This window comes from Citrobacter sp. Cb004, from assembly GCF_030337065.1.
Taxonomy (GTDB): Bacteria; Pseudomonadota; Gammaproteobacteria; order Enterobacterales; family Enterobacteriaceae; genus Citrobacter; species Citrobacter braakii.
Genome location: NZ_JAOWCH010000043.1, coordinates 1 through 25,403, shown reverse-complemented (window position 1 = coordinate 25,403; position 25,403 = coordinate 1). Strand labels below are relative to the sequence as shown.

At 49.6% G+C, this 25,403-nt stretch carries 26 protein-coding genes; 22 read left to right on the top strand and 4 right to left on the bottom strand.

Features of this window, described 5'->3' with window-relative positions:
* Window positions 1–66: 66 nt before the first annotated feature.
* From OGV65_RS04080 to OGV65_RS03995, 19 genes are all read left to right on the top strand, one after another.
* Window positions 67–711 carry a hypothetical protein gene (locus OGV65_RS04080; protein ID WP_168979026.1) on the top strand — a complete coding sequence of 215 codons (645 nt, stop codon included), beginning with the start codon at window positions 67–69 and terminating at the stop codon, window positions 709–711.
* A 75-nt stretch (window positions 712–786) separates the two neighbouring features.
* Complete coding sequence (locus OGV65_RS04075; protein WP_168979027.1) at window positions 787–1,281, top strand: GNAT family N-acetyltransferase; 495 nt, start codon at window positions 787–789, stop codon at window positions 1,279–1,281.
* Between the two features lie 176 nt (window positions 1,282–1,457).
* Window positions 1,458–2,543 (top strand): metallophosphoesterase family protein, encoded by a 1,086-nt coding sequence (locus OGV65_RS04070; RefSeq protein WP_286454636.1) that lies wholly within the window; start codon window positions 1,458–1,460, stop codon window positions 2,541–2,543.
* Window positions 2,540–2,776, top strand: coding sequence for a hypothetical protein (locus OGV65_RS25405; protein ID WP_000107766.1), 237 nt, complete (start codon window positions 2,540–2,542; stop codon window positions 2,774–2,776). Before OGV65_RS04070 ends, OGV65_RS25405 begins: the two co-directional genes overlap by 4 nt.
* The gene (locus OGV65_RS04065) at window positions 2,773–4,689 is read left to right on the top strand and encodes an AAA family ATPase (protein WP_006812553.1); all 1,917 of its coding nucleotides are present in this window, start codon (window positions 2,773–2,775) and stop codon (window positions 4,687–4,689) included. The genes OGV65_RS25405 and OGV65_RS04065 overlap by 4 nt, the downstream gene beginning before the upstream one ends.
* Entirely contained in the window at window positions 4,679–5,425 is a 747-nt protein-coding gene (locus OGV65_RS04060) for a hypothetical protein (RefSeq protein ID WP_060453965.1), read from the top strand. Before OGV65_RS04065 ends, OGV65_RS04060 begins: the two co-directional genes overlap by 11 nt.
* Before the next feature lie 12 nt (window positions 5,426–5,437).
* Window positions 5,438–6,007, top strand: a complete 570-nt coding sequence (locus OGV65_RS04055) for a RuvC family protein (RefSeq protein WP_002214145.1) — start codon at window positions 5,438–5,440, stop codon at window positions 6,005–6,007.
* Window positions 6,008–6,084: 77 nt separating this feature from the next.
* Entirely contained in the window at window positions 6,085–8,400 is a 2,316-nt protein-coding gene (gene nrdA / locus OGV65_RS04050) for a class 1a ribonucleoside-diphosphate reductase subunit alpha (RefSeq protein WP_168979028.1), read from the top strand.
* 107 nt (window positions 8,401–8,507) lie between these two features.
* Window positions 8,508–9,650, top strand: coding sequence for a class Ia ribonucleoside-diphosphate reductase subunit beta (nrdB, locus tag OGV65_RS04045; RefSeq protein WP_002231164.1), 1,143 nt, complete (start codon window positions 8,508–8,510; stop codon window positions 9,648–9,650).
* An 82-nt stretch (window positions 9,651–9,732) separates the two neighbouring features.
* Entirely contained in the window at window positions 9,733–10,611 is an 879-nt protein-coding gene (locus OGV65_RS04040; protein WP_286454635.1) for a pyrophosphohydrolase domain-containing protein, read from the top strand.
* 179 nt (window positions 10,612–10,790) lie between these two features.
* Complete coding sequence (locus OGV65_RS04035) at window positions 10,791–11,894, top strand: thymidylate synthase (RefSeq protein ID WP_286454634.1); 1,104 nt, start codon at window positions 10,791–10,793, stop codon at window positions 11,892–11,894.
* Between the two features lie 19 nt (window positions 11,895–11,913).
* A complete protein-coding gene (locus tag OGV65_RS04030; protein ID WP_160956520.1) occupies window positions 11,914–12,309 on the top strand; it encodes an HAD family hydrolase in 396 nt (131 codons plus the stop codon).
* Window positions 12,306–12,782 carry a trimethoprim-resistant dihydrofolate reductase DfrA51 gene (gene dfrA51 / locus OGV65_RS04025; RefSeq protein WP_286454633.1) on the top strand — a complete coding sequence of 159 codons (477 nt, stop codon included), beginning with the start codon at window positions 12,306–12,308 and terminating at the stop codon, window positions 12,780–12,782. Before OGV65_RS04030 ends, dfrA51 begins: the two co-directional genes overlap by 4 nt.
* Window positions 12,782–13,426, top strand: coding sequence for an AAA family ATPase (locus tag OGV65_RS04020; RefSeq protein WP_000386471.1), 645 nt, complete (start codon window positions 12,782–12,784; stop codon window positions 13,424–13,426). The genes dfrA51 and OGV65_RS04020 overlap by 1 nt, the downstream gene beginning before the upstream one ends.
* Window positions 13,427–13,489: 63 nt before the next feature.
* Window positions 13,490–13,909 (top strand): hypothetical protein, encoded by a 420-nt coding sequence (locus OGV65_RS04015; RefSeq protein WP_004109992.1) that lies wholly within the window; start codon window positions 13,490–13,492, stop codon window positions 13,907–13,909.
* A gap of 9 nt (window positions 13,910–13,918) precedes the next feature.
* The gene (locus OGV65_RS04010) at window positions 13,919–14,476 is read left to right on the top strand and encodes a 3'-5' exonuclease (protein WP_000208226.1); all 558 of its coding nucleotides are present in this window, start codon (window positions 13,919–13,921) and stop codon (window positions 14,474–14,476) included.
* Between the two features lie 128 nt (window positions 14,477–14,604).
* The gene (locus OGV65_RS04005; RefSeq protein ID WP_286454632.1) at window positions 14,605–15,447 is read left to right on the top strand and encodes a hypothetical protein; all 843 of its coding nucleotides are present in this window, start codon (window positions 14,605–14,607) and stop codon (window positions 15,445–15,447) included.
* Between the two features lie 185 nt (window positions 15,448–15,632).
* Window positions 15,633–16,226 (top strand): phage N-6-adenine-methyltransferase, encoded by a 594-nt coding sequence (locus tag OGV65_RS04000; protein ID WP_004109976.1) that lies wholly within the window; start codon window positions 15,633–15,635, stop codon window positions 16,224–16,226.
* A gap of 202 nt (window positions 16,227–16,428) precedes the next feature.
* Window positions 16,429–16,659, top strand: coding sequence for a hypothetical protein (locus OGV65_RS03995; protein ID WP_286454631.1), 231 nt, complete (start codon window positions 16,429–16,431; stop codon window positions 16,657–16,659).
* Between the two features lie 1,019 nt (window positions 16,660–17,678).
* On the opposite strand, the gene dpaL is transcribed toward OGV65_RS03995, so the two are convergent.
* From dpaL to OGV65_RS03980, 3 genes are read right to left on the bottom strand one after another with little or no spacing between them, the layout of a single operon-like run.
* A complete protein-coding gene (gene dpaL, locus OGV65_RS03990) occupies window positions 17,679–18,866 on the bottom strand; it encodes a diaminopropionate ammonia-lyase (RefSeq protein ID WP_286454630.1) in 1,188 nt (395 codons plus the stop codon).
* A 40-nt stretch (window positions 18,867–18,906) separates the two neighbouring features.
* Window positions 18,907–19,299 carry a RidA family protein gene (locus OGV65_RS03985; RefSeq protein WP_201435179.1) on the bottom strand — a complete coding sequence of 131 codons (393 nt, stop codon included), beginning with the start codon at window positions 19,297–19,299 and terminating at the stop codon, window positions 18,907–18,909.
* A gap of 2 nt (window positions 19,300–19,301) precedes the next feature.
* A complete protein-coding gene (locus tag OGV65_RS03980) occupies window positions 19,302–19,991 on the bottom strand; it encodes a helix-turn-helix transcriptional regulator (protein ID WP_227636689.1) in 690 nt (229 codons plus the stop codon).
* A 345-nt stretch (window positions 19,992–20,336) separates the two neighbouring features.
* On the opposite strand from OGV65_RS03980, the gene OGV65_RS03975 reads away from it, so the two are divergent.
* The 3 genes from OGV65_RS03975 to OGV65_RS03965 are packed head-to-tail and all read left to right on the top strand — an operon-like array spanning window position 20,337 to window position 23,756.
* Complete coding sequence (locus OGV65_RS03975; protein WP_286454629.1) at window positions 20,337–21,503, top strand: M20 aminoacylase family protein; 1,167 nt, start codon at window positions 20,337–20,339, stop codon at window positions 21,501–21,503.
* Window positions 21,504–21,549: 46 nt separating this feature from the next.
* A complete protein-coding gene (locus OGV65_RS03970; RefSeq protein ID WP_286454628.1) occupies window positions 21,550–22,716 on the top strand; it encodes a M24 family metallopeptidase in 1,167 nt (388 codons plus the stop codon).
* A 44-nt stretch (window positions 22,717–22,760) separates the two neighbouring features.
* Complete coding sequence (locus OGV65_RS03965) at window positions 22,761–23,756, top strand: DMT family transporter (protein ID WP_286454627.1); 996 nt, start codon at window positions 22,761–22,763, stop codon at window positions 23,754–23,756.
* A gap of 183 nt (window positions 23,757–23,939) precedes the next feature.
* On the opposite strand, the gene OGV65_RS03960 is transcribed toward OGV65_RS03965, so the two are convergent.
* A complete protein-coding gene (locus tag OGV65_RS03960; protein ID WP_012291449.1) occupies window positions 23,940–25,178 on the bottom strand; it encodes an IS110 family RNA-guided transposase in 1,239 nt (412 codons plus the stop codon).
* Between the last annotated feature and the right edge of the window lie 225 nt (window positions 25,179–25,403).

Sequence of the window (25,403 nt, the reverse complement as noted above, 5' to 3'; positions counted from 1 at the left end):
ATTTGCAAACATCGGTGCGCCTTGTCAGTTATCTTTGCCCCGGACAAAACTATTTGAATAAGAATTATGGATCTCAAACGCACGCGCTGGGTTCGCCGTCTTGAAGATGGCTCCTACACCATTGAATCGAACACTAGCCTGAACAAACAGAAGTTGCTCTGCGACCTGTGTGGCATTGCGTCGAAGTGCCCGATTAACGAAACCCGGCTCAAACTCCACGACGCCGGTGCGCACTTCCACCTGAACAGCTGCATACGTTACGTGCCACTGCTGGCATTTCGTAAACCGATCATCGGATTAGACGCTCCCTACTTCAACACACTCCGCTCTGGTGTAACATGGCGAGACCGTGTCGAACCTGGCAAGCTCGTTTGTCTGGTTGAGGCTGATACTGGAAATATCATCCGGTTCGGGAGAGTCGATAAGGTCTACTCCGGCCCGGTGGACGAGATGCTGCGGAAACACAGCCGGTTTAACCATCTCTGCATGGGTGGAGAGAAGATCGAGAAGGTTGGCGAAGTGATCCGCAAATCCTACGGACACTTCCTGAACGACGACAGCCTTCTCACGGCCATCTACATTCGCCATGTCGATCGGGAGTTCGATACGGAGTATCACAGCGCTGAAGAGTTGAATCTTGTCGACCCTCGCCCAAAAGCTGGGGTAATCGACATCAGCGTAGCGCGTCAGAAGCCCCATGAGACGTTTTAAACGTAAACTCATGGTTTTACCGGGGCATAAAATATGGTGTCTTAGAAAGACACTGAGAGCTTTAGGGATTAATACATGAGTGAATTTTATTCAAGGGCAGCAACTGTGGCAGACATGCCATTTATCATGGGTGAGTTTGAAGACGGCGCGCGTAAAGGTCACTTCTACGAAGAAATCCTCACGTCTAAGGGCTGTAAAACCTTTGAGAAGCAGACCAGGCTGGCAATCAAGACGAACGAGCAGGGTCAATACTCGGGGCATTTTATCTACATCCTGCTGCGCCGTTCTGATGACAAAAAAGCCGGGCTAATCTGGTTCTGTGCCGCACTCGATCCAACCGGTGCACCACGACTTGAACTCCGTGCCGTCAGTATCGTCAAAGAGCTGCGCGGGAAAGGCTATGGGTCAATGCTGGTGTCCGACATGATCGATTCAAACCCGAGCCAGCCGATGATGGCGAAGTGCTACGTCAAATCCTCGCAAATGGCCGACATGCTAAAACGCAGAGGTTTTCACCTTTTCGACACGTCCCCCAAAGGCACGCAGATGCTGTTTCGCGATCCGAAGTAATAAACACCCCATACGGTTTAGATATTGTCACCACCATAAAAATAAGTAGGTATTTACTTATATATTTTGTCATAATCATGTGCCTGTAGATTTTCTTCTGTTCCGTGTTGTCTGGGTTGTTCGCCTCTCAAGCACGCTTAACATCTGTATCAAAATAACCACAAAGGAAAAGACACATGACATTGCCATACGGGGTGATATCAGATCCCCATTATCATCGTTGGGATGCTTTTGCGACAACAAACGCTGACGGGCTGAACTCTCGACTGGAGATCCAACTGGACGCCACGAAAGAAGCTGCCAAAGCCATGAAAGCTGCGGGCTGCAAGCACATGCTGGTGGCTGGTGATACTTTCCATGTTCGTGGTGCTATATCGCCTTCCGTCCTGCATTTCGTGACCGAAACTTACGAGTGGATCATCAAAGAGTTGGGCCTCGAAGTGGTCATGCTGGCCGGCAACCACGACCTCGAAACCAACGATTCCGTATACAGCGCCAATGCAGCGGCCTCTCTGCGCTCAATCGGTGTGGAAATCGTCTGCGGCAAACGCCCTCACTCCATCAAAATGGGCGACGTTACCGTCCACCTGATTAGCTGGCGCAATAACCACGCAGAGCTTATCAGCGACCTCAAAACACTGCGTTCCGGGCTGGATGGCGACAACCACGATGTCGTTGTGCATACCTCGATCAACAAAGCGATCCCAACCATGCCTGATGTCGGCATCGACGCACAGGAACTGAAAAATATCGGCTTCCGTTTGTTGCTGTCCGGACACTACCACAACCACAAAGAAGTGCTGCCTGGAGTGGTTAGCATCGGGGCGCTGACGCACCAGAATTGGGGCGATGTTGGCTCGCTGGCTGGCTTCATGATCGTCAACCCTGACGGCACATTCACCCACCACGAAACCTCCGCACCCAAGTTCGTCAACCTTGAGGACGATGTGGAAGACGACCAAATTCGCGGTAACTACGTGCGTTTCCGTGCCGTTGTTGAGAGCGATGAAGAAGGCATCAAACTCCAGAACGTCCTGAAAACAATGGGCGCGAAGGGTGTCGTCTGCAACTTCATCCGCAAGGCATCGATGATGGAAGGCACTGCCAGTACTGCGGAGACCAGCAAAATAGACAGCCTGGGCGAGTCCGTCGCGGCGTACTGCAAGATCGTTCACGACACTGACGGCGGCTTCGACCTGAGCAAGCTGGACATGCTGTGTCAGGAGATCCTGACCGAAGCGGAGAGTGCGGAGGCAATGTGAGTACGAGCCATTCTGGGAGCTTTCGGGACTTCATCTCCACGATGAAAAGACTTGAACGAGGCCAGACGGTGATGTTCCACAAGCCCTACCCACCCAACGGAAACCCTGTGGCGTTTTATCTGGGAAGACTGAGCAAACAAGGCGTACTGAAACGCAGATCTTTCCCAGCCCACACGGAGTTTCAACTGCGAAAAGGCCAGCATTTGAATCAAAAAGTTAGAGGCATTGTATGAAATTTCTAAAGCTCCAGGTTGAGAACTTCATGGCGTTAGCCAGCGCCGAAGTTGAGTTAGACCAACGCGGTCTGGTGCTCATTCAGGGTGTTAACAGTGGCGACTCTTCTGCTGCCAGCAATGGCGCGGGCAAATCGACTTTGATGAACAGCCTGATGTGGTGTCTGTATGGCGAAACTGCGCATGGCGTCAAAGGTGACGACGTGCTCTCTACAGGCCACGAGAAAAACTGTCGTGTGATGGTGACTGTTGAAGATGAAGGAAAGCGTTACGCCATCATTCGCCACCGCAAACACAAAGAGTTCAAGAACCGGCTGATCGTCCGTGGCGAAGACGGTGATATGACCAAAGGCAAAGACACACTGACGCAGGAGTTCGTTGAACGCCTGATTGGTGCATCGAAAGAGGTGTTCATGGCGTCCATCTACGCCAGTCAGGAAGCAATGCCAGATCTGCCGGGTATGTCCGACAAGAACCTCAAAACCATCGTTGAAGAAGCCGCTGGCGTCGACCGGTTAACGCGAGCCTATGCCATTGCTCGCGAGCGTGCTAATGCAGCAGCCGCACGAATGGACGTTACCAAATCCAAAATGGACGCCTGTCTCACGCTTATCGAGACCGCGCAGTCAGAGATTGAGGCGGCCAAAGCGTCCTCTGATAGTTGGGAGCGCGATCGCGGCGAACGTCTGGACAAGGCCCGCGTCGATTTGGCTGGCGCGGAGGTAACGCTGTCCGAAGTCGTGATGGAAATTCGCTCGCTGCCGGAACAGATCCGGGATACGGAAAACGCGATTGCTGGCGAACGCAGCAAGCTGGCCTCCAAAGAAGAGCATGACGCCAAACTGCTGAAGGTGCGCGGTGCGATTACGGAGATCCGCTCAAGCATCCGCACTTCAGAAGCGGCACAGAACGAGTCCATGAACCGTGCTCGCTCGTTTAAAACCAAAGCAGAAGAGGTCAACACAAAGGTCGGAGCACCTTGTGTTACGTGCGGAAAGCCCTACTGCGAAGAAGATTTGTCCACCGTGAAGGAGAGTTTCATTGAACAAGCGCGTAATGAGATCGGCCAGGCGCAGGCATCAGCAGCGGCAGTGGCTCAACACAAAGCTCGTCTTGAGAAAGCGCTCGGCATCGAGTCTGCACTGGTCGCAGCCACACCCGACGTCTCAGAAATCATCGCCAGAATCGAACGCCTGACCAATGAGCTAAGTGCGCTGCGTCATCGAGAACGTGAAGTTGTGGCCGTCGAAGCGATGGTGGCGCGGGCGCGTACTGACGTGAATCGCATCATGGCAGAGGTAAACCCATTTCTGGCTGTCATTAAGCGCCATGAAGACAACCTGGCTGCCAATAAATCTAATCATGCAGTACTTAAAAAAGAGTTAAAAAGCATTCAGGAACAGGCTCTGTTGCTGGAGAAAGCTCGCCAGGTTTACTCCCCAGCTGGCGTGCGTTCACACATCCTGACTTCTGTTACGCCTTTCCTGAACATCAGGACTGCGGAGTATCTCAACACGCTGTCGGACGGCAATATCGTTGCCGAATGGTCGACAATGGAGACAACAAAGAAAGGCGAGTATCGCGACAAATTCAATATCAGCGTAACCAAAACAGGCTCCAGCAAATCCTTCCAGACGTTGTCTGGTGGCGAGAAGCGTAAGGTACGCATTGCGTGCTCTCTTGCTTTGCAGGATCTGGTTGCCAGTCGCGCCAGTAAGAATATCGAGCTGTTTATCGGGGATGAAATTGACGACGCGCTCGACACTGCCGGTCTGGAGCGTCTCATGGGGATTCTGGAAGCCAAAGCGCGTGAACGCGGCACAGTGATGATCATTTCCCACAAAGAGATGAAATCGTGGTTCCGGGAAACCATCACAGTCGAAGTCAAAGAGGGTCGCAGCTATGTCGTTTAACTTGAGCCGAACGCAGTTTTTGCAGATGTTTGCCGTGATGCAGTCTATAAAGCTGATAAACCACCATACGGCAAAAGCAGCTGCGCCTGCACTTTTGTGGAAAAACGAAAACATCAATGACGACCAGTTCTCGGTATTAACCAGTCTGTTGTCATCGACTCCGTTGATGCCGAGTTTGTCTATGCTGCCGTCAGGAAGCACTGCGCCGATCCTTATTAATCCATTTACGGAAGGTGGATATCTCCCACATTCTGGGCCGGGGTTCGTTGTGATTCCTGAAACCGGAACGCTGAACATCCAAGAAAATGCGCTCTTCAATGCGATGGAGACGCACATCAGCACCGCATTCACTAATCTGATTCGACACGCTAACGCACGCGCGGATCACGTTGCAATGCCGGGTGCTGCTTTCGCCAGCTTCTCTGTTGACTATGACCGACACGCGCCAATTTCAAAGCGTGCGAAACTCTGCTTTTACGAGGAGGGATGTGAAGTAGCGGTTATTGAAGTTCTTCTCCCCCATGTATTCAGCGCGAATGAAACGGCTGCACGCCATCTGATCGACATCATGCGGCATTTCATCGGCCAGAGCATGATTGATGCAGATATTGCTGCAGGCGTTCTAACCAACGATAGCATTCATGTTGTTAGCGACATTCCGAAGCCGCCAAGTCGCGAGCCGGAGAAGACACTTGAACAGAAACTAATGGAATGCCCAACCTGGGCTACGTGGTAAGGAGACCAAAAAATGAGTAAAACCATTCGTGTGGTCGGCGTCGACCCTTCAATGAGCAACTTTGGTCTGGCGATCGGCACGCTGGATCTGGAAACGGATAAGCTGGATATTCATGGCCTGACGTTAGTGGAAACCAAAGCAGGCGGCAACAAGAAGACCGTTCGCGTAAACAGCGACGATCTGCGCCGCGCCAACGAAATCTGGCGTACAGCCAAGCCCATAATCGAACAGGCCCATATGGTGTTTTGCGAGTTGCCGGTTGGTAGCCAGTCCAGTCGCGCACAAACCTCATACGGTATCTGCATTGGCGTACTGGCGTGCGTGGATAAGCCACTGATACAGGTCACGCCAAACGAGATTAAGCACTATGTTGGGAATAAGCTGACCACGTCGAAGGAAGAGATCATTCAGTGGGCTACGCAGAAGCAGCCAAACGCCCCGTGGTTGCGCCGGAAGCAATCTGGCAAGGAAGTGCTGGTGAATAAAAACGAGCACCTTGCGGACGCTGTCGCGTCGATTTACACCGGTATGCAAACTGATCAATTCCGCCAGGTTCGCGATGTTCTTGCTGGAATTTTATAAGTCGGTAATTGATAGGTAAGTGCTTATCTATTAACATGAGGCCACTATATTTAGTGGCCTTTTTTATTGGGTGATACATGATAAGCATCGTAAAACGTAACGGTTCCACAGAGCCGTTGTCAGAGGAAAAATACAACCGCGTTGTGATGTGGGGAGTCGAAAACATTCGCAACGTTAGCGCGTCTGCTGTCGCTATGGGCGCCGCTGCCAGCATTTTTGACGGAATGACCACCTGCCAGCTGCATGAAGCGCTGGTGAAGTCCGCTGCCGATCTGATCTCTCCGGAAACCCCGAACTACTCGCAGGTTGCCGCGCGACTGAGCCTGTTCAAGATCCGCAAGGACGCCTTCGGGCAGTATGACTACCCGAACTTCTACAATCACATCGTCAGCAACGTCAGCCGTGGCGTTTACGATGAAGACCTTCTCAAGTACTACTCTCAGGAAGAAATTGCCGAGCTGGGCGTGTACATCAAGCCTAAGCGCGACGAATACTTCGGCTATGCCGCCACCGTGCAGCTGGCGAGCAAGTATCTCGTTCAAAACCGTGTAACTGGCGCTATCTACGAAGGGCCACAGCAACTCTACATGCTGGTAGGCATGTGCCTGTTCCAGAATTGGGAAGATGGCTGCGCCGGTAAGACGCGTCTTGAGATGGTTAAAGGCTTCTACGATGTGACCAGTACATTCAAGCTGTCTCTGCCAACGCCAATTATGGCCGGCGTGCGCACCCCTACTCGCCAGTTCTCCAGCTGCGTGCTGATTGAAGCTGCTGATAGTCTGAAAGGGATTAGCGCTGCGTCTTCCGCAATCATCGACTACGTGTCACGTCGCGCGGGCATTGGTATTGGCTTTGGGCGTCTGCGTGCGCTGGGAAGTGAGATCCGCAATGGCGAGGCCACCCACACTGGCGTTATTCCATTCCTGAAACACTTCCAGACGGCGGTGAAATCCTGCTCTCAGGGCGGTGTTCGCGGCGGCGCTGCTACAGCATTCTATCCGATCTGGCACTTGGAAGTAGAAAGCCTGCTGGTGCTGAAAAACAACCGTGGCATTGAAGAGAACCGCGTTCGTCATCTCGACTATGGCGTGATGATTAACCGTCTGATGTATCGCCGCCTGGTGCGCAACGAAAACATTACGCTGTTCAGCCCACACGATGTGCCGGGCCTGTACGACGCGTTCTTTGTTGATCAGGACAAGTTCGAAGAGCTGTACCTGAAGTACGAAGCCGACGAGAGCATCCGTAAGAAATCTATCCCGGCCGTCGACCTGTTCTCTACGCTGATGCAGGAGCGTGCCTCTACTGGTCGTGTTTACATTGCCAACGTCGACCACATGAACGATCACGGCGCATTCGTTCCGGAAATTGCACCGGTACACCAGTCCAATCTCTGCATGGAGATCACGCTACCGACCAAGCCACTGGCGTTCACTGACGATCCGAACGGGGAAATCGCGCTTTGCACTCTGTCTGCGTTTAACCTGGGCGCGATCCGCACGTTGGACTCACTGAAAGACGTGGCGTTCTACGCTGTGGCGGCACTGGACTCTCTGCTCGACTATCAGGACTACCCGATGGCTGCTGCAGAAATCCCGGCTAAAGCACGTCGTAGTCTGGGTATTGGCGTGACCAACTTTGCCTATTATCTGGCGAAGAACGGCTTTAACTACTCTGACACTGCGGGCAACCAGCTGGTGCATGAGACCTTCGAAGCCATTCAGTACTACCTGCTCGATGCGAGCTGCCGACTGGCCGAAGCGAAAGGTGCATGTGACTGGTTCTCCCACACCAAATATGCACAGGGCCAGCTGCCAGTCGACCACTATCGCAAAACGCTGGATACCAACCCGGAGACCTCTTTCGAGCTGAAAATGCCGTGGGAAGAACTGCGTGGCCGTATCCGTGAGCATGGTCTGCGTAACTCCACTCTGACCGCTCAAATGCCGTGTGAGACGTCCAGCCAGATCACCAACTCCACCAATGGTATTGAGCCGCCCCGCGGCCCGGTGTCCGTGAAGTCTTCCAAAGACGGCATCGTGAAGATGGTCGTTCCGGACTTCGCGCAACTGAAAGACCAGTACGAGTACCTGTGGGATATGCCGGACAACCGCGGCTATCTGACTAAGGTGGCCATCATTCAGAAGTTCTTCGATCAGGCCATCTCTGCGAACACCAACTACGACCCGACTCGCTTCCCTGGCGACAAGGTTCCAATGATGAAGCTGCTGGAGGATCTGCTGTTTGCGTATCAGCAAGGTGTGAAGACGCTTTATTACCACAACACGCGTGATGGCGCTGGTAAGCGTGATGACGACGATCAGGTGTTAGAACCTTCCGCTGCGGAGGTTGTTGAGCCAGAAGATGAGTGCGATGGCGCGTGCAAAATCTGATGAGCGTGGGGAGAAATCCCCACCTTTTCATTGAGTTGAGCACCTTATTTAAACCAATAAGATAACAATTTGTTTAAAGCCACTCGATAACATTCAGAGGGAAACACATGACTTATTCTACTTTCCGTTTGGGCGCTAACGACGCAACGAAGGAACCTATGTTCCTCGGCCAGTCTGTCAACGTAGCACGCTACGATCAGCAAAAGTACCGTGACTTCGAAAAGCTGATTGAGAAACAACTCTCGTTCTTCTGGCGCCCTGAAGAAGTCGACATTACCACTGACCGCATCGACTTCAATACCAAGCTGCAAGAGCACGAACGCCATATTTTTCTGAGCAACCTGCGTTACCAGACGCTGTTGGATTCCGTTCAGGGTCGCAGTCCAAACGCAACACTACTGCCGCTGATCTCCATTCCTGAGCTGGAGACATGGGTCGAGACCTGGTCGTTCTCTGAGACGATTCACAGCCGCAGCTACACGCACATTATCCGCGGTATGGTGGATGACCCGAGCATCGTTTTCGACGGCATCGTCACGGACGAAGAGATTATCAGCCGGGCTGTAAGCATCTCAAGCGAATATGACCGACTGTACGAAATGACCTGCGCTCGCCAGCATCTTGGCGAAGACGAATTTGAACGGCTGTATGTCAGCGAGTTTGATGGCAAGCCCTACCCTCTCCAGCGCCAGCTGTTCCGAACACTGGTGTCGGTGAATGCACTGGAGGCGATTCGCTTCTACGTGAGCTTTGCGTGTACGTTCGCCTTTGGTGAGCGGAAGCTGCTGGAGGGCAACACGAAGATCATGCGCTTCATCGCGCGCGACGAGGCTCTGCATTGCGAAGGTACTGAACGCATGATCCGCTTTATGCGTACCGGTCGTGAAGGTCTGATGTGGAAGATGATTGCCGCAGAAGAAGAGAGTTTCATCTATCAGACCATGATGGACGTGGCCGGCCAGGAAATGCGCTGGGCTGACTATCTGTTTAAAGACGGCTCAATGATTGGCTTGAATGCCGACATCCTCAAAAGCTATGTGAAATACCGCACCAACCTGGCAATGCGTCGTCTTGGGCTGCGACCGCTGTTCCCGGAAATCAAAGACGATCCACTGGTATGGATGAACAAATGGCTGCTGTCAGACACCCTGCAGATCGCTCCGCAGGAAGCTGAACAAAGCAACTACCTCGTTGGCCAGATTGACTCCGCTGTCGATCGCTCCGGCCTGAGCCAGTTCGCAGACCTTTAAGCCGAGTTTAACCACTTTGTGGCCTGGCGCTGCTGGGTCACAATTGACGTATCAAATGAAGTCCAAAGGAAAGAAAGAAGACATGAAATTTACGAAACTGACCGATCATCTGAAACTTGCCGCAGACAAACTCGTGGGATTTAAGCCAGAGCCTTACGAGTTGAATCCTGGTTTTGGCAAGGCAACGGAAAGCATCTACCTGATGGTTGACCAGTTCCACACACTGTTTCAGCACCCACGCCGTGCCATTCCAGATCCGGCATTACTGCGTCTGCGTGCCAAGCTGATCCACGAAGAAGCTGTTACCGAGGGGATCCCGGCAGCCAAAAATGGGGATATGACGGCACTGCTGGACGCGATGGCTGACTTCCTTTACGTGGGCGTCGGCACAATGGTGGCCATCAAAGGCGGAATCTCTACGGGCATGAGCTACTACACCCAAGAGCAGAGTGTTGATCGCTTCATCCACACCATCATAGTTCCGGGCAACACGGTCTTTGACGATATGGCCATCCCGTTTGAAGAAGCAAAAGAAGCTGCATTAATGCTAAATGCACTGGCTGACAAACTCGAAGCGAAGCCGATAAGCGATTCCGAATTGGTGCAGGAGCTGCGCCGCGTGATGAACAAAATCTACGTTGCCTGCATGATGACCTACCGCCTGGCTGATTTTCTCGGTATCGATATTGTTGAGCTGGTGGCAGAAATCCACCGTTCCAACATGACCAAGCTGTGGCCGGCTGACGCCGAAGAGCGTCGTGTGGCGGTAGAGAATTGCAAATACGACAAGGAAGACCTGGGCTTCCGCCATGCTGAAGGGACTGACATGATGATTGGCTTCAGAATTTCTGATGGCAAGATCCTCAAATCCCCGACCTACAGCGATGTGGATCTGACTTGCTTTGTTGAGAAGGCGAAGTCCTCATCTCTTTACGAGATGGTAAAAAATAATTGTAAGTGAGTACTTATCATTATATATTGCCCGGGCGTGTTTTATTGTCCAAGTTCTTAATTGCTCATTGCAATGGTGGCCGAAGAGCCACCATTTTTTTTACTCCCCTCCTAGCCTTACACACATCTGACAGATAAACTTGTATAAAATAATATGTATGTACTTACTTATCTTGTGTGAGGTTGATTTTGTCTATCCTACTGAATCGAGACTTTACGAACGGTCAGTTTGCCAGTGGTTCGTATGCCAAAGTGGTTGAAACGGTGCTCAACACTGGCGTTCACGCGGGTGATCGCACCGGAACCGGCACAAAAAGTGTTTCATATGTCCCTTCCTACTACATGCTGACGGGCGGCTCTGTTCCACTTATCTCCGGAAAAGCCGTCAATCTGAAGCCGTTACTGGTTGAGCTGGAGTGGTATCTCAAAGGAACAGGCAACATCCAGTTCCTGAAAGACAATGGCGTCAAAATCTGGGATGCCTGGGCCGATGAAAATGGCGATTTAGGCCCGGTCTATGGCAAGCAATGGCGTCGGTGGGAAGACACTCGCATCGTGAGCCATAACGAGTATCTGCGCAAAATCGACACGTTCCGTGAGCGCGGGTACAAGGTCGAGGGGTATCTGGGCGTAAGTGAAGATCGCGTTGTGTTGTCCCGTGAAATCGACCAGCTACAGCGTATCGTTCACACGCTTCGCACCAACCCGACAGATCGTCGCATCCTGCTGAATGCCTGGAATGTTGGCGAACTGGAAGATATGAAGCTGCCGCCATGCCATTTCGTGTTTTCACTGTGGAGTCGCGAGCTGGACTTTGAGACCCGACTGACGATGGCCACCGACATTGGCATTCAGCACAACCGCCACGGCCACGAGTCCATTTACACCCAGATGTTGTGTCTTCTGGAAAGAGATGGCGGCATTACGGAGAACCTGCTGGACGAGCTGGGCATCCCGAAACGCATCCTGAACTCATGCCTGGTGCAGCGCAGCGTCGATACCTTTGTTGGTATGCCGTTCAACATCGCCGGTTACGGCATTCTCACCCACTTCCTCGCGAAGATCACCGGCCACATGGCTGGCGCATTCGTGCATTTTGGCTTTGACGTTCACCTCTACGACAACCACATGGAAGGCGTTGAGGAACTGATGAAGCGCGAGCCGCCCAAAGAGTCCGACCCGGTTGTCATTTTCCCGCATGAATGGGCCGAACTGGACGACTTCAAGTGGGAAGGTGTGCAGGTGTGCGGCTACAGCCCTCTTCCGTGGATCAAGGTTCCAGTGGCGGTGTGATATGGCCAGAGGGATGTATGTGTTGTGTGAAATTGAAGGTGTGCTGGCGAGAGCCAGCCATCGCAAAGCAGTGCCTGATGCGGATGCAGGTGCTCTCATTGCCGGTGATGAACTCATCTTTCCCACCAGCCGCATGTTGCGTGGTTTTGCTCGCTCCGGTGCTGAAGTGGTGCTTATCAGTAGTCGTCCGGAAGCGCTCGAAGGCCCAACCAAACGCTGGCTGAAGGACTTCGGCATTGATTATGACTGGCTCCACCTGGTTCCGCGCGGTGTCAGTTTTGAAACCCATATCAAGCGCACGCTGGCAGAGCACAAAGGCGACTTACTTATCGCCGCACTGGTTCATGATCCGCGTCTGCGTTCTGCGCTGGCAGATTCTCACCAGCGACCAACCATCTATGAGGTAAGCCAATGAAGATGATTGCAGCTGTCGGCCGCAACTATGAAATCGGCATTGGCAACGAACTTCCCTGGCGTTGCCCGACCGATCTGAAACTGTTCAAACAACTCACCAAAAACGCCACTGTCGTGATGGGACGTAAGACGATGGAAAGTCTCAAGCGCCCGCTGCCAGAGCGCCATAACCTTGTTTTGACGCACTCTCGTGGCTATATCCCCAATGGGTTCTACCCCGCTGGCATCGATGACGTTTTGAGACTGCCAGATCCGGTCTGGGTGATTGGTGGCGGGCAGATTTACTCGCTCTTTATGCCACACGTAGAAGAGATCTGGCTGTCGCATATTGGCGTGGATGTGCCGGGCGCGGATGCGTTCTTCCCGGCGCCAATGATGCGTTCTTTAGGGTTCGTACCAGTCGAAACGGCTTATACCCAACGTGCAAATGAGGATGAGCCTGGCTTTTTGCAGATCGTATACAGAAGGTCGTAATGGATTACCGGATTGGAATCACTGGCGCACAGGGCAGTGGAAAAACAACCCTGGCAAGGTACATCGATGCGCATTATGGCATTCCGTATGTGGATGCCGGCGTTGGCAAGCTGATGAGCAGTCTGGGGGTGAAGGTTGGCGAGCGTTTGCCCCTTTACGAACGTCTTCAGGTTCAGATGGAGATTGCCAGACACATCGAGATGATCACCCGCGGCGTTGAAGGCTTTGTCATTGACCGCACGCCGGCCGATGTCATGGCTTATACGCTTGACCTTGTCGGCCAGACCAACGAAGACCGCTGCATTGAGCTGGCTCTCGACATTGAGCAGTTTTGCCACAAAGCGGCCATTTCCAACTTCAATGCTATCGCGGGTCTTCGCCCGGGCGTTGAGCTTTCCAGCAAAGATCTCGCGCGTCCCCAGCGAGGATCGCTTGACCGTCTCTATGTTGCTCGCATCGACGCACTTATGTGCGGTGAGCTGACGAAAATCAACACACTTCCCCAAACCGGCGATCTGCAGGTGTTCGTTATCTCTGAAAAGTGCCGCACGGTTGAAGCGCGAGCCAGATCGGTATTGCGAGTGCTGGACAGAGCCGCTGAAAACATCGAGCGCCGTATAACAGGACGAGTGACCTTCCACTGAATGTTGCTCCCCTGTTGGGCAGTGTGACAATAAGACACGCGAAATGAATCGAGGAAAAACAGAATGATAGACGAACTTCCCCTCTCGGATGAATTAGATCGTAAAGCGATTGAAGCACTGATCCGCATTGCTGACGAACAATCCCGCTCTTTGATGAGTGAACGTGAAGCACGTCTGGCTATCCGCGCAGTGTTTGAGTCCGTTCAAGGGCTTGTTGGGGAAGAGGTTGGCGAAGCCATCAATGTGGCGATGTCGCAGTTCAATGGCGGCACCAAGCGCCCTCTGTTTCCTATGCACCTCAAACTCTCAGGCGGTACGGTTCTGTACGTGTCCGTTTGCCTGGAGACCAACCAAATCCAGATCCTCAACACATCAACGGGCGAATGGCGCGAGCCGGTCGTCTGCGAAAGTGGCGAGGACGCACTGAAAAAGGCTGCTCAGTTTGTGCGTGGCGCACTGCTGAAAGGCGCGAAGAAGCTGTAAGGAGTACCAATGACCACGATTGTCGGTGGCGTCGATATTGAGTCCACAGGGCTGGACTTCACATCCGGCCACAAAATTATCGAAATCGCGATAACCCGTTATGAACTGGAAACCCAGAAGCACATCGACAGCCTTGAGATGCGCTTCAACCCGCGTCGCAGTATCGATCCGAAGGCGCAGGCGGTGCATGGCATTTCACTGGAAGATCTGGCGACGGAACCGCTACTGGCTGACCACGCAGGCAAGATTGCTGCGTACATGGGCGCATGTAGTGCGTTAGTCGCCCATAACGGAGAGGCTTTTGACCTTCCGTTCATTCGCCACGAGTTCGGTAGCTATGGGGTGAAATTGCCAGATATCCCTCTGGTTGACTCAATGCTAGATGGCTTGTGGGCTACCGAGGACGGGAAGCGTCCGCGCCTGGAAGAGCTGGCGTTCTCACTTGGGTTCACTTACGACCGTGAGAAGGCCCACAGTGCTCTCTACGATACTGACCTGATGATGCAGTGTTTCTTCAAAGCCCGAGAGAAATACGGCTTCTTCAAACTCCCATTCGAAAGCGCCTGATGGCGCTTTTTCTTTGCCTTCAGTTCTTCTAACTGCCTGTAATTATGACTTTTCCGCCTGATAGGTTTTGACAAAATACGCTCAACCAAAACGCGGAAACGCACCAACAAAAACATAAGGAGTTAAAAATGAATGCAGATGCAAACACTGTAAAAAACGATGACCTGGATGAACTGACTGCAATGCTGCAATCTCTCGACGAACCAGTTCAGAAAGCTGTGAAAATGAGCGGTGTCGACGAGATCGACGATCTTCTCTCTGGTCTGGATGATGCAATCGCAAAACCAGTCGAGGCGGTGGCGGATGAAGTCATGAATGCCAGCTCTACCGGCGATCTGAGTAGCGTTCTGGAAGAGCTGGAGATTGAGCACGAATCGGTGAAGGTCGAGGAACCAGAGCGTGACCTTATTGCGGAGATAGTGAGCGAGCCAGCGCCTGAGCTTGACGCTAGAAATACTGAGACTACCGGTGCAGATCCAACTCCTTTACCTTCAGTGGAGTCAGAGCCTAAACCTGAAGAAGAGCAGCCAAAACGCCAGAAAGCAAAATCAGAGCGTGCGCCGGCCAAACCTCGCTTCACGCTGGAAGGTAAGGACGAATCGTTCTATGCGACAGCCGGTCTGGAAAGTGAGAGTTTTACTGCCGCATTCGAAGGGGCGCCAGTCAAAGCGAAAGACAAGATCTTAAACCTTTTGAACTGGTTTAGTGGTGGGCCGGAAATCAGCGTCTACACGGTGATCGCAATGCGCCATATCCTTGACGCGAACACGGCGACCAGCAATAGCATTAAGCTGGCGCTAATGAGCAACCCGGAGAAACCATATCCGCTCAACACGGCTTCGACTCAGGCTGGCCAGATGATGGCTGTCTTTCCAGCCACTGGCATCGCCACCAGGGAAGGTGGAAATCTAACCCTTAATAAAGAGTCGCCGATCGTCAAAAAATTCATAGCGGAGTATTCCATTGGATGATGTTCCCCTACCCGATCTAAAGCCCCCTGAGAGCTTTAGGACGCTGGGTAAGCTCATTGCATACCCAGCATCGATAAAACGCGCCAGAGAGCTTCCCGTTTGCGAATCTGGCGCGTTCTTCTTTGTTTGCTATCCGTTGGATTAAATGAAAAAATAGGTAAGTATTTACCTATCAGAGCAAAGTAATGATCGCAGCCGAAAAAATCAAAAAGCGAGAGCGTGATGCCTCTCTTCGCGACCTTTGGCGCACACCGCAGTGGTTGTTTGTCGCCATCCAACGTTACATAGGCGTAAAGTTCGATGTGGACGTCGCCTGCAACAAAGATAATGCTCTCCTGCCGAACTTTATCGGTGTTGAGCGTGATGCGCTCAAGTGCAGCTGGGGAGAACCTGGCACTGTGGCGTTCCTTAACCCGCCCTACTCCAAAATCACCCCCTGGATAGACGCAGCCATTCGCGAGCAGGCGCGTGGAGTGACGACGGTCATGCTGATACCACAATCCCTCGATACGCAGTGGTACGAGCGTGCGGCTGAATGCGCCAACGAAACCGTCATCTTGTCTGGCGGCCGCGTGGCGTTCGTTGAGCCAGATGTTGAACTTGGGCTGGTGGAGGTGAACATCAACCCTGGTGGCAGCATGTTGCTTATCTTCCGTGGCTACTGTCAGGAAGCTGGGCACACCATCAGCAAGATACCGCTGGCGGTGATGAAAAAGCTGGGTGGTTATGATCCTGCCAATGTTGTCAGGAAGAAGAGACCACGTAAAAAGGCAGCGTAAACACCAGTCTGGGAGTTAGTTTGAGAACCTGCTTCCGTATATATAAATAACTAAGTACTAATTATTAATATATACAGACGCAGGCTTTTTAAGACGTGATTTCCAAACAACTCCCAGACCGTTTTACACCTCCAGAACCCACTGGAACCCCTCTCCATACGCTCTAGAATCGATTTTATGAACCACAGTAAGGAAAACTATCATGGTATACCCGACGAACGTCGTAGCGCTCGTTGAGAGCGATTTTCTGGCCAAAGTGCGTGACATGATGAAAGATCGCGATAAGGCTTTCAGTCTCTACGAATGGTCGCTCAAATGTCTTCATTCAGGCGAGCACAAAGAGCTGGTGGAGCAGCTGTTAGGGGAACTCATCAATGAGGTGTTTGCCCTGAACGTCCAGCTTCATGGTCGAGAAAATAATCAATCGAGATAATCGGTAAGTACTTACCATTTAAAACACAGATCGCCAGTGATAAAATCTACCCGCTTTCCGGATTGATTCCGGCAGCTCGACCTGATGGGTGGGGGATAGCGTCACTGGCGTCAGGTTTAAAAAAGCTCACTACCAGCGTAGAACCGGCACCGTTTAGGGGTTGGGGAAGGGGGAACCAAAGTGGGCAGAGAGAAGGGTCACTTTATGATTGTCGAGTCTGGAGTGTTTCGAGAGGTTGAATCCAGTACTCCCCTTCATAAAGTGTGGGAAGATCTCGGTTCTGGGGTGCTGTCATCCATAACTTCCCAAGCCTAAGCTGGCAGTAGACTTAGGTCATAACTTTTCAGGTTATGTAACGACCAGGTTGGTGAGGAAATTTTGTACTCACCTCCCTGGGAGAGTATTATCTGAAAAGACAACCTCTCACTTCGTTCGAGGTGAACTTCACTCACTTCGTTCGTTCAGTTCAGGTTTTATTAAAACCTGTTCTGGGAAGTAAGTTTTTCTTTTCTAGAAAAAATTTTAATATTTACGCACACGCGTGAGGGGAAAAATCGCCCATCGTAATGTCTTCAATGTGCCAGGAGCGGACATTGAATAATGCCCATATTCCTCAAATTTATGTTAGTGAACAGTTTGGATATCAAAAATTATTGTATGTTATGCCAACTTTTAACCTTTCACTTTTATTCAGCCCCGCCTGCATCCGCTGACCCTGTGCCGGTCTAGGACCGGGCGGCGGTTGATGTCACTACAGAGCTAAAGACTGCATTGGCCATGACCGCAATACCAACTGGCCGAACGACACGCCAATTACCGGCAGTGCCGTGCTGGTGACAGATAATGTAAGAGAGTTTGCGCAGGTGCCAGAATGGATACTCAAGGCCTGGGTAAAATAATCACGACTAGATGATGTTAAGAATATTTAATAACGGTTCTGTTATCTACTCTATAAAACAAATTTCTTTAATAATAACTCTGTATTTATGTGGCCAGGAAGTAACCTTCCTGGCCACATATCATAGTGGAAGCATTCCATCCCATACAATCGAGCGGTACCGGGCAGGGTTAGTGTCTCCTTCAGTACTGAATATCAGGATCTCGGATTCCTCAGTCAGTCCGATCTGTGCTCTGTATTGCTGTATCTTAGGCTCTGCGGATGTCATGAGATAATAAAGCACCCCCATATTCAGGGCTCCGGATTCCCCACTGATAATCCCCGTATCTCCTGACAACGGATTCCCAAGAACACGCATACCTGCAGCTGCAATACTATCATCAGCACTTATATAAAAATTGCCTGTATCGCGGAGGATGTCCCAGGTGACAGGATTAACCTCACCACAGGCTAACCCGGCCATAATAGAGTTTAATGAACCTGTAACTGCCACCCTATGCCCGTCGTCAGTGGAAACTGAACGGAAAAGACAATCTGCAGCGGCTGGTTCGGCAATGATACTGGTAAAATTGCGGGGGCCCAGCACGTCGGCACAGTATCCCAGTATGCCTCCTGCCATCGCACCAACACCCGCCTGTAAGAAAACGTGAGTTGGTTTCCCTTCGCCACGGGTAGCTAATTGATCAAAGGCCTCTTTTGCCATGGTCATATAGCCCTGGGAAATCCATGAAGGGATTTTTACATAACCTTTCCAGGCAGTATCCTGAACAAGCGTCCAGCCTTTGCTATCCGCTTCCATACTGGCCAGGCGTACGGTGTCATCGTAATTCACATCTGTGACAATACAGGCAGCGCCCAAACTTTTGATCCTGTCCACACTCGCCTGAGCTGAACCTTTAGGCATAAATACAACTGCCTTTTGGCCCAATTCCCGGGCTGCCCATGCCACACCCGTACCATGGTTGCCAGCTGTCGCTGTTGTGAATGTCAGCGGTTCCGGCAAAAGTGTTCCGACAGTTTTAAAATCGAGTTCGGTAATGGGAACATCTAATTTTTCAGCCAGGAGTTTACCCAGCGCGTAGGATCCACCGAGTACCTTAAAAGCGTTAAGGCCGAAACGTTTAGATTCGTCTTTAACAAAGATATTCTTTACACCAATATGCGATGCCAGTTTTTTCAGGGAAACCAGTGGTGTTGCATCATATCCATTAATTTTCTCATGAAAAGCCAGAACTTCAGCGGCTATTCCGTCTGTAAAAAGCTGGCTAGTTAAACCTTTATAGAAAGGGTTAGACTGTAACTTAATCATATTATTCCCTTAAGTCAGGGTGGATCACTAGGGTCAACTGTCAGGATGCTTTTGTAGTGAATGCAATGACTTCCACTTCAACCAGTGCATCTTTTGGCAGTTTAGCTGCCTGTACGCAGGAACGGGCAGGTGCGCATTCAGTGCCAAAAAACTCCTCATATACCTGATTAAATTCGGCGAAGTGGGCCATGTCAGCCAAGAAACAGGTCGTTTTCACGACATTACTCATTGATGAACCACTTTTTTCCAGTATGGACTGGATATTCTTCAGAGATTGAATTGTCTGTTCTTTAATTCCGCCCTTAGGGAATGCCATCGTCACCGGGTCCAGCGGTAATTGCCCGGATGTAAAGATCATATCACCCAGTTGAATGGCCTGAGAATAAGGGCCAATTGCTGCTGGTGCCTGTTCCGTAGAAATTTGTTTTTTCATGTTCACTCCTTTTCATTTATTTCAGACTTGAATTCTCTGAGGTATTTATAAATAGCATGTTTCGAAATACCCAATTTTTCCGAAACTATTGATGTCGCTTCTTTAAATTCAAAAATACCATTTTCATAAAGCTGATAAACTACAGCTTTATTGCGGGCTTTAGGATTGACAGAACTGTCTTTATATACCTGATTTATAATGGTATCTGTCGATTTTTCCACAACATCATGGACATTTGAGCCAAAGTTTTCATTCATAGGTAATGCTACTGCCATATCGGGCATTAGCGTTCTGATTATGTCAGGGAATGGAGCTGAAAGATTCATATTTACACAGAATAAACCTACAGGCTTATTATTATCACCGGCTAGAACACATGTAGTGGACTTTAACATCTCGCCTTTGTTATTACGTGTAAAGTAACTCCTAGAATTGACTTCCCCGGTCTGGAGAAAAAGCCGAAGCATTTTCAGCCCCATATCAGTGATAGGGGAGCCTTCTTTTCTGCCTGTATGATGACCATTCACTATTTTAACAACTGACTTATCCAGACTTTCCAGTGAATGGATCACGACTTCACAATGAGGGCCAACTAAATCCGCAACCATTTCTGCAAGCCTGAAATACAATGTCAGGATTTCGCGGTCTTTTGTCGTGAAGCTGACTTTGTATCTTTCAACTTCGTCCTGCATCACCATGCGCCACCTCTTAGTTAACTTTTTTGCACCACAAGATGATACTACTTTGGAGCCTTCACGTAAATATAAGGTAAACATATGTTGACTAAAAAAATAAAATAAAAATTTAATATTATTAAAATCAATGTCTTATGTTATTTTGTGGTTTTCGGTTATACAATACGGATCACAAAACTGAACTTAAATCTATTGTGAGTATTGCATTTAAACGGGGGGTTGTTGAATACTTTCGGTTAAATAAAGGGAACCATGATGGCGTGAGACATACTCTCTTTCCATCTTAAGATCCAGCTGATAACCATTTTATGAAATGCTAATGCATTGATTTAAGGGGTAATAATGAGTAATCAGGAATTCGTGGGCAAACTAGTAGAGTGGAGACATCATCTTCATTCGATTCCAGGAACCGGATTTGATATTGACGAAACCGAGGAATTTGTTGCCTCCACGTTGTCAAATCTTGGAATTGAAGTACATCGTAATATCGGCAGAAACGGACTGGTTGGCGTGATCCGCAAAGGAGAAGGTAAAAAGTCCATTGGTCTTCGTGCTGACATGGATGCCCTGAGTATTAGAGAAACTACGGGCTTGCCGTATTCCTCGACATTTGAGGGAAAGATGCATGCCTGCGGTCACGATGGCCATACCAGCATGTTGCTTGGTGCAGCGAAGCTGTTAAAGACAGATTATGATTTTAACGGAACAGTGTATCTCATTTTTCAGCCGGATGAAGAGAACGGACATGGCGCGAAAGAGATGATTGCGGCTGGCTTGTTTGACCGTTTCCCGATGGACGAAATCTACGGGGTACACAACATGCCTGGGATGCCTGCTGGTTCATTTGCCACACGAACGGGCGGGATCATGGCCAGTGAAGATAATTTCATCATTCGTATCCATTCTAAAGGTGCCCATGCCGCAAGACCCCATATGGGTCGTGATCCACTGGTAATCGCTGCTGAAATCATTCTTGCCCTTCAGACTATAGTCTCAAGGAATCTCGACCCGGCATTCTCAGCAGTTATCTCATGTACTGAAATTCAGACAGATGGCGTACGAAACACTCTACCTGGTTTTGTGGAAATAAAGGGAGATACCCGCTCTTATGATCCGCTTGTGCAGGAGTTGATTGAAACAAGAATGAGGAAAATCTGCAATTCAATTTGCATGATGAACGATGCTGAATGCGAATTTATTTATACGCATGAATTCTCTCCTACCGTTAATACCGAAGAGCAAAAAAAATATGCGCTCGCAGCGGCATCAAAAATTTTTGCTGCTGATGCTATAAACGGTGATGTTATGCCAATGATGACCTCTGAAGATTTCGGCGCATTTCTGGAAAAGGTGCCTGGTTGCTTTGTATTTATAGGAAATGGAACTGAGTTGGATGGTAAAGGTTATTTACCACTTCATAACTCAGGATATGATTTTAATGATGACATTCTTGAACAAGGAGCCCTTTTCTTCGCGGAAATTGCCAGTACAAGACTGAACTCTGATTAATCAGCTCCCATCGGGAATGATAATCCTACATATTGAGGATACAATAATGTTGAAAGATTCTTTAATTCGTGGATTTACACACGCAGAATTTGAAAACAGAACGGCTCGGGCTCAAAAGTTAATGCGTGAACGTCAGTTGGATGCTATTTTTCTGACAACCGAACCTAATGTTCGTTATTTCACTGGGTTCCTGACACAGTTCTGGCATAGCCCGACTCGCCCATGGTTTTTAATCATTCCAGCCAGTGGTAAACCAATTGCCATTATTCCAGAAATCGGCGCAAGTGGAATGGCAGAAACTTGGATTGACAACATCATTACCTGGCCTTCTCCTCGCCCGGAAGATGACGGTATTTCACTGGTAGCCAGTACATTAAACTCTTTATCATGCAAATACGGACGAGTGGGGGCAACATTAGGTATTGAGTCTCACTTACGTATGCCTTATAACAATTTTAATCAACTGGTAAATACGGTTAAGAAAGAGTTTGTTGATATTTCCCTGGATATACATGAGCTTCGACAAATTAAATCCTCTGCTGAGATAGAAAAAGTACGCGAAATATGCCGTATTACCAATCACGGTTTCAGCAAAGTGCCGGAATATGCCAGAGCAGGGATGACCGAGCGTGAGATTTGTAAACAGTTCCGTATCGATATGCTGCTCGAGGGAGCTGATGAATGCCCCTATATTATTGCCGGTTCAGGCCCGGATGGATATGACAGTATTATCATGGGGCCAACAAACCGTGTTATTCAGGAAGGTGATGTCCTGATTATTGATACCGGTGCTAAACGTGATGGATATTTCTCTGACTTTGACAGGAACTGGGCTTTTGGGCATGCCAGTGAACTGACTAAAGCGGCATATCGTGCTTGTTACGAAGCAACAACGAAAGGCTTTGAGGCAGCCCGACCGGGTAATACCACCTCGGATATTTATCAGGCTATGTGGGGAGTATTAGAAGCAAACGGCGCGCTGGGTAACGACGTTGGTAGAATCGGACATGGCCTGGGTATGGAACTGACGGAACGTCCTTCAAATACTGCAACAGATAATACTCTGCTAAAACCTGGCATGATTATGACTCTGGAACCCGGCATGGTTTATGCTCCAGGTAAATCAATGGTTCATGAAGAAAATATTGTCATTACTGAAAATGGAGCTGAATGGTTATCTGTAAGAGCCGCGCCTGAGCTTATTATCATCTAATAAACTCTTGTCATTACTTTAATATTTTATTAATGGACTTAATTATGACAGGTAAAAAGAATATTATTGCTGGCTGGATTGCTGCACTGGCAGTCGCTGTTATCTGGGGGGTAACGGGGGTTGTATCTAAACCGCTATCTATGGCTGTAGATTCCATGACACTGGTGTTTTTTCGTTATCTGACAGCTGTCATTGGATTAATCATTATTTTCACATGTACACATAAAAGCAAATCTCTTAACACTGAACTGGGCTCATCATTAAAAATTGACAAGTCAGATATTGTTAAAATTGCATTTTGTGGGATTGTAGGGCAGGGTTGTTTCTCGCTTTTCAACTTTCTTTCTCTGACACATATCGGCGCTACCGAAAACGGTGTTGTGCAGGGGATGCAACCTTTTGCAACCGTCTTCTTTGGCATGTTGTTTATGAATTTCCGCATGAACAAATGGCAATGGGGTGCTTTTATCGTCTCTGCTATATGTATCTATGCTATGAGCGTGGGGCCGACTAATCTAGTACATGGAGGAACGGCCTGGCTTGGATATCTTTATGTCGCCATCTCAATGCTATCCCTTGCCTGGACAGCATACCTTCGGGAAAGCCTGGCGATTAAATATGGTTCAGTGGTTTCAATGCTGTACCAATATATTGCTGTGGCTATTGCCGGAATTGGGATGGTCTTTGCACTCGGTCTTGATTTATCCCAGTTTAATATCATCCTTAGCAGTCCATTGCTCCTTGGCTTGTTGATTTTCCTGGGTATGGGTATTTCAGGAGGAAGCTATCTGATTCAGCTTTACTCTTTTAAGCAGATTGGCGTGGAAAACTCGACAATGACCCTGAACCTTATGCCTCTGGTTAGCTATGTTGTCGCCATATTCACCCTCGGTGAGGAAATGGTTCTGAGCAAGACCATCATTGTTCTTCTCATTGTCGTGGCATTGTATGTATTCACCAAATACGCAGATGCACCAGAAACCCCGGCAAAAGATAATAATGGGGTAAAGGACAAAGATTCACCAACTTCTAATGTGTAATGACTGAAACTTGGGCATATGTCCGGCCGGAAGAGTTTTCCGGCTTTTTTTCTCTAAATATAAAGAAATGATTTCTAACAAGAAGAAAGCAACCCTAGAGGAGGCAGTTTAAAAATTGAAAACTATGCAAGCGGAGCTATTGATTAGGTCCGCTTCACGCCCTGAGACATTCGACAAGCTTTTTTATGGCTTCAGTAAGGGCGACTTTCGCGCTTCCAGTGCCAGCAAATACTTCGCTTCATCGTACTGGGTCTTGGTCTTCCAGCAGCGGTAAATGATCCTTATCCATTTGAAGGCCAGAGCCCGGATTGCAGACTGGTGAGATTTTCCTTTTTCTCGCAGTCCCCGATAATAAAGTCTGGCCCAGTATGATGAGTTAACCGTCTTGGCAGCCCATTCAACAAAGGTTTGCCGGACGAACTTGGCACACTGCCATCGCCAGTGAACCCAGGATTTCTGGCCACTTCGTTCTGTCACCGGTGCAATACCTGCGTAGTTTTGAATTTCTTCAGCGCTGTTAAACCGGTCACGGTTATCACCAAGTGCAGCAAGCATTCGTGGTCCCAAACACGGCCCCATGCCCGGAAGTGATTTGAACAGCCCCGAATCTGGCAATGTGTCAAACAGCGTTTCGATTCGTTCGTCATAGGTTTTGATGATTTCACTCACGACTTTAATTTGTGTCGCCAGTGCTGTTGCCATCAAAGCATTAGCCTCTATAACACTCGGGTCTGTCGTCAACGGAATGGCGTTATCAATACTCACAACACGCTGCTCGGTAAGGGCCATTGCGCGGCCACCTTTGGCATTGAGAAAGTTGCGGATCGTGTCTCGCCTGGCTCGTTTTAGTTGTTGCAGACTGGGCCATCGCATAATCAGTTCACACAATAGCAAGCTACCCCGATGTGAGAACCACTCCAGGGGCTGAGGATAATACTGTTTGAGTGTGTTGATTAGCCGGTTCACAAAACGGCGCTTATCTTCAACCAACTGACGACGCTGCTCAACCAGTTGCTGGAGTAACCGGATATCGGCATTGTCGGGTTCAATGGCTTTTATCTTTTGGGGATAACGCAGCATTAACTCTAATGCCAGCTCGGCATCCTGCGGGTCATCTTTAGCACCGCTGGGCGAGAAGGCTTGCCGGTAACGAGCCAGAGACAAAGCGTGGACGGGGAAAACGGTGATAAATGGATATTTCTGAAGAGCATACACCACGGGACCTTTCTTCAGCTCAACGGCGATAGCGATCCTGCCTTTTACCTTCTGGTGTAACTCGGTAAGCCAGACATCAAGCGCTTCCGGCGTATGTTCAATCACATGGAATGTGCGTTCACCGTTTTTAAACTGAACACAGACATCGTGCTTTTTATCTGCCCAGTCCAGACCAACGTGCGCAGCAAATTGATTAGTCTCAGTCATCACCAACTCCTTTTTATCGGGGATTGGTATGCATTCCACGCTCTTCGAAAGAAATATAGCCAGCAGTTATCTGCATGCCCTGAGTATTCGTTAGCGAACGTGGAGCACCTACTGGCTCGAAAGAAAAGCGGCGATCATCGCATGATTCTCGCTCAATATTCGTAACCAGTAAGCGCATACCCTGAATCACTTCAAAGTGTAATTCTCAGGGTGCGAATGACTATA